At 39.3% G+C, this 13307-nt stretch carries 16 protein-coding genes; 13 read left to right on the top strand and 3 right to left on the bottom strand.

Annotation, left to right across the window (positions count from 1 at the left end; genetic code table 11):
* Positions 1–114: 114 nt before the first annotated feature.
* Genes SPSPH_RS23340 through SPSPH_RS23290 form a run of 11 tightly spaced genes read left to right on the top strand, consistent with a single transcriptional unit; the run spans position 115 to position 8568 of the window.
* On the top strand, positions 115–543 hold the full coding sequence (locus tag SPSPH_RS23340; RefSeq protein WP_075758116.1) for a M23 family metallopeptidase: 429 nt from the start codon (positions 115–117) through the stop codon (positions 541–543).
* Entirely contained in the window at positions 544–1467 is a 924-nt protein-coding gene (locus SPSPH_RS23335) for a hypothetical protein (protein WP_075758115.1), read from the top strand.
* On the top strand, positions 1430–1957 hold the full coding sequence (locus SPSPH_RS23330; protein ID WP_075758114.1) for a hypothetical protein: 528 nt from the start codon (positions 1430–1432) through the stop codon (positions 1955–1957). The genes SPSPH_RS23335 and SPSPH_RS23330 overlap by 38 nt, the downstream gene beginning before the upstream one ends.
* Positions 1958–1968: 11 nt before the next feature.
* On the top strand, positions 1969–2529 hold the full coding sequence (locus tag SPSPH_RS23325; RefSeq protein ID WP_075758113.1) for a hypothetical protein: 561 nt from the start codon (positions 1969–1971) through the stop codon (positions 2527–2529).
* Positions 2530–2544: 15 nt separating this feature from the next.
* Positions 2545–3129: a hypothetical protein gene (locus tag SPSPH_RS23320; RefSeq protein ID WP_075758112.1), complete on the top strand. Its 585-nt coding sequence runs from the start codon at positions 2545–2547 to the stop codon at positions 3127–3129.
* 14 nt (positions 3130–3143) lie between these two features.
* Entirely contained in the window at positions 3144–4379 is a 1236-nt protein-coding gene (locus SPSPH_RS23315; RefSeq protein WP_075758111.1) for a type II secretion system protein GspD, read from the top strand.
* Between the two features lie 13 nt (positions 4380–4392).
* Positions 4393–6027 carry a GspE/PulE family protein gene (locus SPSPH_RS23310; RefSeq protein ID WP_075758110.1) on the top strand — a complete coding sequence of 545 codons (1635 nt, stop codon included), beginning with the start codon at positions 4393–4395 and terminating at the stop codon, positions 6025–6027.
* A 3-nt stretch (positions 6028–6030) separates the two neighbouring features.
* The gene (locus tag SPSPH_RS23305; protein ID WP_075758109.1) at positions 6031–7146 is read left to right on the top strand and encodes a type II secretion system F family protein; all 1116 of its coding nucleotides are present in this window, start codon (positions 6031–6033) and stop codon (positions 7144–7146) included.
* Between the two features lie 16 nt (positions 7147–7162).
* The gene (locus SPSPH_RS23300; RefSeq protein WP_075758108.1) at positions 7163–7621 is read left to right on the top strand and encodes a type II secretion system protein GspG; all 459 of its coding nucleotides are present in this window, start codon (positions 7163–7165) and stop codon (positions 7619–7621) included.
* Between the two features lie 20 nt (positions 7622–7641).
* The gene (locus tag SPSPH_RS23295; protein ID WP_075758107.1) at positions 7642–8073 is read left to right on the top strand and encodes a hypothetical protein; all 432 of its coding nucleotides are present in this window, start codon (positions 7642–7644) and stop codon (positions 8071–8073) included.
* Positions 8074–8091: 18 nt separating this feature from the next.
* Positions 8092–8568, top strand: coding sequence for a hypothetical protein (locus tag SPSPH_RS23290; protein ID WP_338738342.1), 477 nt, complete (start codon positions 8092–8094; stop codon positions 8566–8568).
* An 869-nt stretch (positions 8569–9437) separates the two neighbouring features.
* On the opposite strand, the gene SPSPH_RS23285 is transcribed toward SPSPH_RS23290, so the two are convergent.
* From SPSPH_RS23285 to SPSPH_RS23275, 3 genes are all read right to left on the bottom strand, one after another.
* Positions 9438–9812, bottom strand: a complete 375-nt coding sequence (locus SPSPH_RS23285; RefSeq protein ID WP_143559053.1) for a phage baseplate protein — start codon at positions 9810–9812, stop codon at positions 9438–9440.
* A 41-nt stretch (positions 9813–9853) separates the two neighbouring features.
* Positions 9854–10285: a phage tail protein gene (locus SPSPH_RS23280; RefSeq protein ID WP_269147963.1), complete on the bottom strand. Its 432-nt coding sequence runs from the start codon at positions 10283–10285 to the stop codon at positions 9854–9856.
* Between the two features lie 375 nt (positions 10286–10660).
* Positions 10661–11041 carry a glycine-rich domain-containing protein gene (locus SPSPH_RS23275; RefSeq protein ID WP_422397045.1) on the bottom strand — a complete coding sequence of 127 codons (381 nt, stop codon included), beginning with the start codon at positions 11039–11041 and terminating at the stop codon, positions 10661–10663.
* 152 nt (positions 11042–11193) lie between these two features.
* Between SPSPH_RS23275 and istA the strand changes: the two genes are divergently transcribed.
* Both istA and istB read left to right on the top strand, forming a co-directional pair.
* Positions 11194–12411, top strand: a complete 1218-nt coding sequence (gene istA, locus SPSPH_RS23270) for an IS21 family transposase (protein ID WP_075758179.1) — start codon at positions 11194–11196, stop codon at positions 12409–12411.
* Complete coding sequence (gene istB / locus SPSPH_RS23265; protein WP_075758178.1) at positions 12411–13208, top strand: IS21-like element helper ATPase IstB; 798 nt, start codon at positions 12411–12413, stop codon at positions 13206–13208. The genes istA and istB overlap by 1 nt, the downstream gene beginning before the upstream one ends.
* Positions 13209–13307: the final 99 nt, after the last annotated feature.

The following is a 13307-nucleotide window of genomic DNA, read 5'->3' as shown; positions in this document are numbered from 1 at the left end:
AAAAATTTTAAAGAATATCTGATCATGGGGCTTCAAATTGTTTTGTAATGATTTGATGATTTTCCCCGGCGCCCCATCAAACAGCTATTAGCGGAAGCGGAAAGTGTAAAACATATGAAGCGAATAATTGTCTTTTGTATCCTGTTCATATTTGGATTCGTTACGGTATGTAATGCCTTTACTCTTACATCGGAATTTGGCTGGCGTGAGCATCCGATTAATGGCAAAAAAAGTTTTCACAGTGGAATTGATTTAGCTGCCGATTATGGTGCTCCTATTCCGGCAATGTGGTCTGGTCAGATCGTGTTTTATGGTGAATATGGAGGATATGGAAATATAGTCTTAATTGATCATGGAAACAACCGTTATACATTATACGCTCATTGTAGTGAGCTATACGTTTCTGCAGGTCAATATGTTGAAGAAGGACAAGTGATAGCGGCTGTAGGTAGTACAGGATATTCCACCGGCCCACATCTGCACCTTGAGCTTTGGGAAAACGGTCAATATGTAGATCCTATGATTATTTTTAGGGGTGATTGAATGGACATTGCGATAACGCTAAAACATGATTGTACGCAAGTTGTGATTGGCAAAGAGAGTAAAGGCCGACTTGAGGTTAAAAAAATTGTAAATTTTGAACCTGTTGTACAATATTTACTTTCAGATAAAATTACGCCAATTCAGAATTTGTTTGAGAAAATAGCAAGTCAAGTTAAGGAAAATTATATACATATTACAATTCCGACGGACCTTACTATCATGAATTGCAAGTATTTTGAAAATGTACCTAACAATAATTATTTAAAACAAGAAATTGACAGAATGGTAATGAATAGCCTGGGTTTAAAGGACTCGAAAGCTTTTATAATTGATAAAGGCAAAATAGTAAAAACGCATAAAAATGTATGGCTTACAGGTGTTGCCGTCAAAAAGAAATATATTGAATTACTAAGTAACGCTGCAGCCGGTGCCGATTTAAAAATATTGTCAATTGAAAATGAAGCTATTTCTGCCTTTCGTTTCGAAGGTTTCAACGATACTTATTGCTATATTGAAAACAATGTGGCTCAGACTACTTTTACATTATCAGGTTCTCACCCTAAAATTGGAATTTTTACGATTATCAAAAGATATTTAGATGAAGAAAATCAACAGAAGGGTCTTAGTGAGGCTGTAGAACAATTTGATCAAATTGCTGCGGACACCTTTGGGCAAGTGAACTACAATGCATGTAATATCTTACAATTGCAAGGTTTTCACAAAACGTTTATGCAAACTATAGACGAATCTGAGTTGGTGGACCGTTTTAAAATAATGCCAATGTCTGACTATGTTATATCTCAAAGTTATGGTCCGGCGGATTTAACGGCTAATGCTGCTCCTATCGGGCTATTGCTTTCAACAATTTACGAAAGGAGGAGTAAACGTGAAGCGTTACGCAGCAGTAAATCTGTTAGGAAGTGATGCAATAAAACAAATCGAGTATGAAAGGAACCGGGACAAAATTTTTTATATACTCTTAGCTATTACTGCTATGTTAGTAATTTTCCTAGCAATTGAAATTGGTTTTTACAGCTATTATGCCATGTATCCAAAAGAAACCCCGGTTGCTCTTAAGACTCAGTATCAGGAAGCGATAACTAAACAAGCGGAAATTCATATTAAAGTACAGAAAATCGCCAAAGCTGAAAAAGAGAAAAAAGATATTACGGATACAATTGATCAGCTTCTGATTGTAAAGCCGGAAGATATAAAATTCACTTCGTTGATCATTAATGATAATAAAGTCAATATTGAATGCTTTAGTAAAAATCCTAAAATTTTTTATGAATTTACGAACAAAATTAATTTACATGGTTCTTTCCAGCAGGGGCAGGTTGAAAAGGTTACATCTGTTAAAAATAATAGTTCTTTCAATATTAAGGAAGCATCAATCAGGGCTAATGTGCAGTAAGGAGGTATATCGTGGACTTAAAAACTCAATTGGAGCAATCAAAAAAGGATAAGTCAAAAAGACTTGCTTTAATCAAAAAGCTTTTAATAATGTTTGCGCTTATTTTTCCATTAACTGTATTCGGTTATGTGGAGGTCTATACTGCTAAGATTGCTGTAGATAGAGTTGAGAAAGAAATACAGCAAATTAACCAATACTTGCTTGCTGCTGAAACAAACAATCAGGTATATATGAAAAAATTAGCTCAAAATCGAATACCAGTGGATAAAACTGAACTGGATCAAATTCAAAGTAAGTTAATTGAAAAAATGCGATCCGAAAATTTGAACTTAGATACCATACATACTGTTAATAATAATACGAAATCGAAAGCTTCGGCTGGCGAAGCTGGTCCAGCTCCTGGCGCTGAATATGAAATTAAGTTTACTGGTTCATGGGCCGACTCGATGCGATTTATACGTTATCTTCAGAATGGTGATGTCTTTTTAAATGTTACTGCATTCAAAATGGATACAATTTCAAGAAGTACATCAGTCGTAACAACCTTAAAGTATAAAGTTTTTACAGAATAGGAGGGTATATCCGCTATGAAAGCAAAAGAGCGCCGACTGCTTATTGGTATGGTGATAGCTGGTAGTGTGATTCTTGTTTATTATTATGCCAGTTTATTTAATGAAAAACCTCCTGTACATAATAAGCCGGTAAATACAGTAAGTAAACAGGTAGCTACTCAAAAAGAGGTTCGCGCTGCACCGGTAAATCATGAGGATATTGTTGTTAATGAATTCCCTTCTCCTTTTTCAAATTTGCCGGAAGCGTCAACTAGCGTAAATCTGGATATATTACAAGGCTCTCTACCAAAGATTACTACGAAAATTCCATTCAATTTTCCAGAAGGTTCGATGACGGATCAGGGACAAGCATTAACTGCAAATATCCAGATTGTAGGTTTAATACCCGCTGCAAATGGTAAGGGACAAGCTATTTTAAGCAATGGATCAGAGCAATTGATTGTTGACGAAAATAGCGATTCGAAATGGGGATTTATTTCTGACATTAGCAAACAAGGAGTAACACTTAATGGTAATTTCGTATCCGTTAATGGACAGAGTACAGCCCAAAAGTTTGGACTATCGCCTATTCGCCCTAAAATACCGGCTATTATACAGTAGATGGAGGTAGAAGCATGAAAAAACTATTAATTTATGTATGTGCAATATGTTTAATGATCATCACCGCACCTGTACATGCTGCCGAATACAAAGGTGCTGATCTTCCCAAGACAATCCATACGCTTGCCAAGAACGCAGGGCTTTATGCTATTGTACCCGATGAAATCCAAGGAAAGATTAATATGACTATTCCTGATACGTCATTAGAAGAAATTATGGATAAAATTTCTCAGTCGTATGACTTTAACTGGAAAATTGAAGATGGTTATCTAATCGTAAGTCCAGCTAAAATTAATTCTCTTTCCAAAACAATTAATGTTCGTTATGCGAATTTAAGCTTGGTTAAAACTGCGTTGCAAGCATATATGCCTGAAGCCAATATAACAATACACCCTGAATACTCAACGGTAACGGTAGACGGTACACCTTGGCAAATTAAAAAAGCACAAAAGACAATTAGTGAATTAGATATACCTACACAGCGGGTATTAATTATGACTCAGATGGTTGAAATATCAAAATCTGATTCTGAAAAATTAGGTTTTAACCATGTTTGGGGTAACTATAGCAATACATCTGAAAATAAAAATATATCATACGCAACAACTCTGAATGCCGAATCTATTATTTCACGTGGGAAAATAATTGCAAAGCCGTTTACTATTACTGAAAATGGTAAAACAGCTGAAATTCTAATTGGTGAAGAAGTACCGGTAATTAAAACTGATTCTTTTTCCGATGGCTCCAGAAGTTCTTCGGTTGAGTTTAAGCCGGTTGGCGTAAATTTTAAAGCTACACCAAGAATTAATATCGATGATGATGGTGCTCATTTTGTTACAGTGGATCTTAAACCAGAAATATCAAGTATTACAAAATGGGTGGAGTATAATGGCGGTTCTAAAGCTCCACAAATTGGCACCAGGAAAGCTGAAACTACTGTTCGAGTAGATAGCGGCGAAACAATCGTTATTGGCGGTTTAATAAAGACGGAAGATATTAAATCCTTATCTGGTATACCTATTCTAAAGGATCTGCCGATATTAGGTGCTCTTTTTAGAAGCAAGGACAAAAATAAATCAGAAAGTGAGGTTATGTTTTTTGTAACTCCCTATGTCTTGGATAAAAACGGAAAAATAATTAAAAAGAACAAAGAATCGCAGGAAAAAGCTCCTACCGTAACAGAGCAATCATTGTCAACAGAATTGCCAGTAAATGATGTTGATGCTCAAATATCATCTGTTGAAATCTAAGAGGAGGATAAATATGGATAACAAGTTTATTGAAATACCGGATCTGAGTGATTTGACTAAAATAGATATTCCGCAAGATATTATCGATTTAGTAGATAAATCAATTGTTAATGACTTTCATGTGTTTCCGGTAATGATTTATCAAAGACGGCATGATTTACATAGCACATTAATTTTAGCAACTTCAAAGTATACAGAAAATTTAAAGTGCATTCCGATTTTAGAAAATTTACTTGGCCTGCCAATTATTCTTAAAGAAGTCAAGCGGGATGTTTTAGAAAAAGCAGCTTACTATTATCTTGATTTGCAAATAAAATATGCTGGTACCAGCCTAACTGTCAAAGGTATGGCTGAGATTGAGCGAGAGGATATAAATGCTAGCAAAGCCCTTGAGGATACCGGTTCGCCAACCGTTCATAAAGTTAATGCTCTCATCCAGGAGGCAATTAGAACTGGTGCCTCCGATATCCACATTGATCCATGGGATAACACTAGTAAAGTTGAGTTTCGCATCAATGGTGACATAATTGATGTATCTGATAGATATTACATATCAAAGCAAGAAAAAGGTAGTGTTATCAATATTATCAAGAATATGTGTAAGCCTGGCTTAAATATTACACTTAAACATATGGAGCAGAAGGGACAATTTTTTATTGAGGACCACGACAATAAGGGTAAATATTATGATTGCCGTGTAGCCACTATTCCTTCAATCAGACAGGAAAAAATAACAATTCGGATACTTGACCCGGCAAAGATTGTGTTATCTCTCGAAGATTTGGGTTATGAATTATCTGACTTAATTCGTTATAGAAAACGCTATAAAAGAAAAAGCGGTCTTATATTGTATGTAGCTCCTACTGGTGGTGGAAAAACAACCGGGATGTACGCGACATTGGAAGCTTGCGGTATCAAAGAGAATAAAATCTTTGCAATTGAAGATCCACCCGAATACAGGGTTGAGGGTATTGTACAAATTCCGATTCGTGAACATGAGGATGAATCGAAAAGTTGGACTTATCTTAAAGCAATTAAGGCTACATTACGAAATGATTTAAATATCTTACTTATTGGGGAAATTCGTTCGGCCAAAGAAGCAGAGGCTGTACTTGAAGGCTCTAAAACAGGACATCTGGTCTTAACTACATTGCATGCCCGCGATAGCATTATGGCTATACCTCGACTTTTCACTATGGGTATAGATCGTAAAATTATCTTGTCTGAAATGCTTTGTATTGTTGCTCAACGACTTATAAAGGTCAATTGTCCTCATTGCAGTGAGGCATATGAACCAACTGAGGCTGCATTAATACATCTGACTAGCAAAGAAAAAGAAAAAGTTTTTAATGGTACGCCTAAAAGAAGTAAGGGCTGCCCTAGATGTTCTGAGTACGGTAGAAAGGCGTTGGCTGAATTTCTATTTTTTGATAATGAGCTAAGAGATTATATGGCCGGAGAACGAGGCATTGTTGAAATGATGGAATATCTAAAGCAAGAAAAAGGTTTTGTATCTATGTGGGAAAAAGGCATTGATATGGTTGCCGAAGGCGAAATTTCATTGGAAAACTTGGTAAAGGAATTAGATCGTAATGAGGATGACAATGAAGAACTTCGTGCCATAAGAGAACAGACAAAGGCGGGATAAGGAATGTCTGCGATTAGCGAATTATTGCTAAATTCTAGTTATAACGTAAGAGCCTTTTTTGAGAATATTTCACGCCCCAAGCCGTCCTATGGTGAACTTACTGACTTTTTCAGAGAAGTAACATCATCGTATAAAAACGATGTTAACTGGCAAACCGCTATTGAAATGTTAATTGATGATGTTGAAAATGAACGGCTCCGTGATGCGCTCCTTGTGATTATTACTGACTTAGAAAATGGGGTAACTCTTGCCGATGCGTTTAGTTATCATGATATATTCCCGGAATTTGTCATTGAGACTCTAAGAGCCGGTGAGGATACCGACAGTATGTCAGAACAACTTGTGGAAATCATGAAATATCTCAAAAATAATGAAAAGATTTATCGCAAGATAAACAGAGCCATGAGGAATTTTTACTTCATGATGTCAATCGTTCTCTTAACACTCTGTATCTTTGTTTACTTTGCTATCCCTAATTTGTTTGAATTGTATAGGGGGTTAAACGCTAAAATATCACCTTCAATGCTTCAGCTTATGGAAACTGTTCAATACGGCATGGAACATATCTATATATTGATTATTCCCTTTTTGTTTTTGCCACAGGCTGTAAAGCTTATCGAAAAGAAATTTCCGGTTTTTGTTGGCCGTTTAAAATTTAAGCTGCCATTATATCGGAAGTATTATTGGAGTAACACTCAATATCTTTTTTCAAAATTAATGGCAATATTTATCAAAATGGGAGAAACGCCAACAAATGCGATAATGTTAACATCTGCAGTTATTAAAAATAAGGCAGTCAACGAAATGCTTGAATATGTTGATTATCAAATAAGCCAAGGTGAACAAATCGCTGAAGCACTTAAGAATGCCAATACTAATAAAATGATCAGTTCAAAAATTGTTAAATTTATCAAGACTTGCGAGACTACCGGCAGATCCGATTTACCAGAATTACTATTGCTTGCGGCCGATGATTATGACGATGCGAGAACAGAAGCTGCAAATGATTATACCGATAATATTATGATTTTAGGTATTGTCATTTGTGTGTCATTTGCTCTTTTGATTCTAGCTGCGTTACTAATTTCGCTAATGGGGCTGACTGAGCAAATAGGTTAGATAAGGAGAGCCAAACATGATAGTGCAAAAAAGCAAGGGAGCAGTCGGGTTGCATATTATTCTTGCAGTTGCCTTCCTAATATTAGTATCTTCTCTACCAACGCTTCCCGTTAATAAGTTGTATGATTTTGGGAAAAAGGGTGAGGCGATGGCTGATATATCTAGGATATCTGGTGCAATATCGCGGTATAAGTCAAGAACAAACGAATATCCAGTAAATCAGCAAGCTTTACTGGTAAGTGTAGGAGGTTACGAACCAGAATTGACTTCACTGCCGGAGAGAGATCCTTGGGGAAATACTAATACTGGAGTGAATGGTACGGGTGGGATAAGTGCTTATTGCTATGCACGGACTGAAAAGGGATTTGCAGTATGGTCTATTGGCAGAGATAAGCAGAATAATTCTGGTGGAAGTGGTTCAAGTTTGCCAAATGCAAATTTCTCCGGCGATGATGTAGGAATTATTTCAGAATAAATAAAAGGGAGGATTTAAAAATGATTAAAAAATTACGCAATCAAAAGAGTTTTGGGGGTATTTTCTCTACAGAAACTATTATTTATGTTATGGTAATTATTTTAGTTTTTGGTGCTGGAATTTATACCGGTCCCAAGGTAATTGACCTTGTAAAAAGAGGGCTGACACATTACCAAACTTACCAGCTTGCTAGTGCATGCGCACAATATGCAGTAGAAAGTAAAAGTGGGGAACCTCCGGCCACTCTTGGCGATTTGACGGTTGGTTTAACCGCAGAGCAATCTATTGATGGTGAAGCGAGGGACCCTTATGTTAAAGTACCGGGATGGACTACTGATCCAACAACAATTACTGATTACTGGGATGCTCCGTATCAATATACGCGAACAGGTGCAGATCGAAATGTTACAAGTACAGGAAATGGTAAAACTCCAATTGTGAGGCCATTCTAATTTTGGATGATATTGTAGGTGAGTAATAAATTACTCACCTACAAAAACCAAAAAGGAGGGACTATGAATTTTTTCAGGCATAAGTCAAAAGGTATAAGTGGCATAGTTGTAGGCTTACTTTTAGCTTCTTCTCTAATGGTTGGCCTTGTAGCTGGCGGTATAAAATATCTTAGTGCTGTACATGTCGGTACTGCAGCTGCAAAAACTGACGCCCAGGTTTTATATGTTGCTCAGTCTAAAATGGAACTGGCTAAAGCAATTGATTATGATAAATTGGATTTAGCAGCTGAAAGTAGAACTGCTTATGCTGATACCGGTTTTGAAACTGAAGTTTCCATCGGTGATGAAGTAGAAATAGATGAAAATACTAAAAAACGTGATATCACTGTAAAGGTTTATAAGCCAAGTGGTACAGTCCCACTGTTCAAATTAACGTATTTGAAACCGTTAACTGCCCAAGAAAACGGTAATTTAGAAATGGCCAAATATTATTAACGTTGGAACGATATCTTTAAACTTCCGCTTGACTTTTTTATTAATCCCTTCCCCGGTTATTACGTTCAGTGGCCGGACGCTAGTGCTATATCTGGGGACAATGGTGGTTATCCTGAGTACGTTTTAGGCGGAAAAAATGATTTCAAATGCCGGATTGAAACCGCCGCCAGTTACTTCCGTCTGGCAATATAAATTTTTGTCGCGGGAAATATGTAACATAGTGGCAAATGGTAATTTTAATATCTTGGGTTAAGTGTATCCAACTTATCTTCATGCAGATACGGGTTATAAGACTTGCAAAAAAATTAACTTAATATCCGACTGCAAACCAATAGAAATTAGCTCCCCAACCATGTTACAGATGAAAAAAAACTTGTTTTGGATACAGAATAAACCATAATCAAGTCCACTTGATGATTTTTCCGAATGCCATACCAAGAATTTGACATTGACTCAAAACCTATTAGGAAATGGGAATCAATTCTATTTTAATGGTAGTAGTAAATTCAGAGGTTGGCCCCCCGCCCCATTGAATAATTAGACCCACGGTAATTTGGTCCATCCGTTGTCCCCAAACGATTGAATAACCGTTTCCTTTGGCAGATTAAATTATTTTTTTTCCAATTACTATGTAAGTAGCGGTGGGTGTCGTTCCTTCTTTTGCTTCAACCACAGCTTTTACGGCCATTAAAATAGAATTGATTGTCATAGCCATAGGTTTTTGAGTTATGCCAAACTCTCTTGGTATAAGTACCCATGTACATTCCGATTCTGTAAAGCCTTCCGGTAGTGGTACGGTTTGACCATGACTGATAACACCAGTAAGTACAGCGACTTTATTACCACTTCCTTGGGCAGCTTACCATTCCTTAGAGCTTTATAATCCAGTGGACAGGCATATATGGCTGCATATTATTATGAGGCCGATCACCTCCAGATAAATTGGATACTCTATTAACTGATCCGTCATTTCTCCCGCCAGCATATAAGCCACGAGCTACATATCCATCACCACTATTTATTGTTAATGATGTTGTATGATCATGTGCCGGCATTTCTTCAATGGTAAGTTTGTGCACACGTTCACCGCCAAAACTACCCAGGGAATAAATAGTAGAACCGTAAGCATCATTCCATAGACCAGTTCCGACTAGCGTCCGGCCACGCAAGTCCGGTGTACCGTTAGTACCATCGCAATAAAGAAATCCTGCCGGAATATCAGCTAAATCACCATACCAAGGCAATATTGTACCTGGTGGTACATTACCGTTTTCTTGGGCAGTTTCTATTTAGCTTTGATAAGATATTTAACAGCTTTATTAATTGGCCTATTTTCATTTGATGTTGGTACAATGCGAGAAGAATCAAAACTTGCGTATCCATAATTTGTTCCGTCGGATTGATGATAATAACCCCAATTAGTACCCGCGACGTAAAAGGCACCTGTAGCATTATATAAAGCACTTGTGCCAGCGTATATAACCGATCCCCATATATTACGAATAGCATCGCCTTGCAACTCATTTAGATTACCTGAACTATGTGTAACTGTGCCGTAATGAGTACTTAAAGTACTACCGTGACCACGTAAAAAAACGCCCCGGTAATCCGGTACAGTTGCACCTATAATAGAGGCTAACTCTGGATAGGATACCGTAGATTGCCCGTTACACTCTAGCCAGGTACCGTCACTAGGCATAATATTAGAAGCCCAAATAATAATTGTTCCAATCGGTACGCTACCGTTTTCTTGGGCAGCTTATTATTTTTTTATTCCGATGATTATATAATTTGCCCTCGTTGGTAAGTAGTGGATATGATTTGTTGATGGAGAAGATAATCCTGGTATATGACCTCTTATAAGCCATTGGCTATTTACAATACGATTACTATCTACTTGGCATATTATTCTACTGTGATAACCGTTATAACCCTCGTCTATATCCATTAAATATCCTGACGGATTAGTATCAGCCGGACTTACAAACCATGTACATTCCTCTTGTGTAAAGCCCGCTGGCAAAGGAATTTGCTGGCCATGCCAAATTTGGCCGGATAAGACAGATATAGACTTACCGTTTTCTTGGGCAGCTTACCATTCTACTAACACAAATCCTTGTGAACCATAGCCTCCCTGGCCACCGGCACCAGGACCACCACCGGCACCAAAACCGCTTGCATCACCGCGTCCTTGCCAAGAGTAATTTCCACCACCACCAAATAAACTACCACCACCACCTGCACTAAATGTATAATTACCATCGCCGCCGCGAGTTCCATAACTTCCACCGGAATTACCACCGCGCCCACTTCCGGCTGCACCGCCATATCCACCAGCACAATAAATATAGCTGCCAAAAGAAGATGCACCACCATTATATCCGGAATAACCATTACCAGGAGCACCAGCTCCACCAGCTCCAACAGTAATAGATATTGTTTCGCCAGGAGTTACAGTTACTTCTTTAGCCATAACAGAAGCAGCACCACCACCACCGCCTGCGGAGCCAGAACTTGAGGCTGTCACCGCCGGGATATAATTGACCCATAAAGCCGGAAAAGAATTGACCCACACCAAAATCATAAGCTACCATTGGGATTGACTAGATCACCAGGGGGTAGCAAATGTTAAGGAGTGGGCTGATATTAATGATAAAACAAAAGGCTCTGGCGGGTCAATCCCCGTATTCAATTGGTAAAGAATTAGGTATATCAAAAAACACTGCGAAGAAATATGCTACCGGTGATACTGGGCAGCATCGCCTGAAAGGCCGGACAAGGCCTTCTAAACTTGATCCATTTAAGCCTACCATCGACAAGATGGTACAAAGCGGCATATTCAACTGTGTGGTAATCTATGAGCGCCTGCAGGAACTAGGTTATACAGGCGGCATTACCATCATCAAGGACTATGTGAAGGACATGCGCCCGGCAAGGAGTTCACCAGCGGTAAGACGGTATGAAACGCCTCCAGGTAAACAGGTCCAGATGGATTGGGGTATAACTCACTACATAGACGAGCACGGCATAGTCCATAAAACTCCAGTATTTGTTATGATCATGGGTAGTTCAAGAAGTAAGTATATGGAGTTCACTAAACGCTGTGACTTCTACAGCCTCCTCCGATGCATGGTAAATGCCTTTGAGTATTTCGGCGGCGTTCCCCAGATTGTTCTCACCGACAGGATGAAGACCGTCATCAACGGCAGCGAGGCTGGCAAACCGCTGTGGAATAAGCGATTTGAAGACTTTGCGGCAGATATGGGCTTCCTTCCTAAAGTTTGCCGTCCGAGAAGACCCCAAACTAAAGGGAAAGTCGAACGTCTCGTGAACTATGTAAAAGATAATTTCCTTCCAGGCAGACAGTTTCGCGATGTCGATGACCTTAATCTTCAGGCGCTTGTGTGGTGCCGTAAAGTTGATAGCAAACGACATGGTACTACCGGTGAAATACCGCTTATCACTTTAAAGAAGGAGCCACTCTTGCCTCTCCCGGACAAAGCTGTTCGCGACAGATACAGATGGGAGATGCGAAAAGTGACGAGGGATGGTTTCGTCAGCTTTGACGGAGCAAAGTACGGTGTGCCTTGGCAGTATAGTGGGCGTGAAGTTAGAGTGCGAATTTCCGGCGACGAATTTGAGGCTTATGACGGCGAAGTGAGAATCGCTCATCATAAAGTGGTATACACATCTGGCAGGATCGTCTGGCTTAAGGGTCAGTATGAAGGGCTGGCAGAAAGAAACGGCATTGCATCACCGCTTTCTTACGCTAAGCAAACTGAAAAACCTTCGGTTGAAATTAGGCCGCTCAGCATTTATGACAAGGTAGCCGGGGTCATCTGATGATTGAACTTGAACATACCCGCGACCTTTTAAAAGAGCTAGGACTTAGTACCGCCGCCGAGCTGCTTGATGCACGGCTTGAGGCTGCGGCTCACAGTGAACTAACTTATCTATCCTTCCTCGGAGGGCTTCTCGGAGTAGAGAAAGCCGAACGAAAACGGCGTAGCGAAGAAACAAGAATGAAATTATCTCGTCTTCCGCACCGTAAAACACTAGATGAATTCGACTTTGGCTTTCAGCCAAGTATTGATAGGCGACAGATTAAAGAACTGTCAACGCTGGCATTCGCGGCAAGAAGCGAAAACGTGGTGTTTCTCGGTCCGCCTGGTGTTGGTAAGACGCATCTTGCCGTCGGACTGGCAGTTGAAGCGCTCAGAGCAGGGCTTACCGTATATTTTGTTAGCTTATCTCAGCTCATCGCTGATCTGAAAAAATCGCTGCTAACTGGCAGACTGGACCGGCGATGGAGGGTTTATCTTCGCCCTGACATACTCATTGTCGACGAAGTTGGGTATGCACAGCTTGACCGCGAAGCAGCAGAATTGATGTTCCAACTGGTCTGCTCACGGTATGAGAAAGGCAGCATAATACTCACAAGCAACAAGTTCTTCAGCGACTGGGGCGAATTAATGAGCGACACGGTTATCGCAACAGCCTTATTGGATAGACTACTACATCACGCTCATGTCATCAACATACGTGGAGACACTTACAGGCTTAAGGATAGATTGAAAACCGGCGTTAAGACCGTGCCACCGGCTGACATCAATGGCGTGGACAAAACGGTGACACTTTGATCGGCGTTCGCATACCCGGCGTTTTTAATTCCGGCGAGTGGGTCATTTTTCAACCGGCGATTCGGTCAAAATAAATCCGGCGTTGACAAGGCACCGCCG

This window comes from Sporomusa sphaeroides DSM 2875 (genome assembly GCF_001941975.2).
In the GTDB taxonomy this organism is placed as follows: Bacteria; Bacillota; Negativicutes; order Sporomusales; family Sporomusaceae; genus Sporomusa; species Sporomusa sphaeroides.
This window is presented reverse-complemented; position numbering and strand designations above follow the sequence as displayed.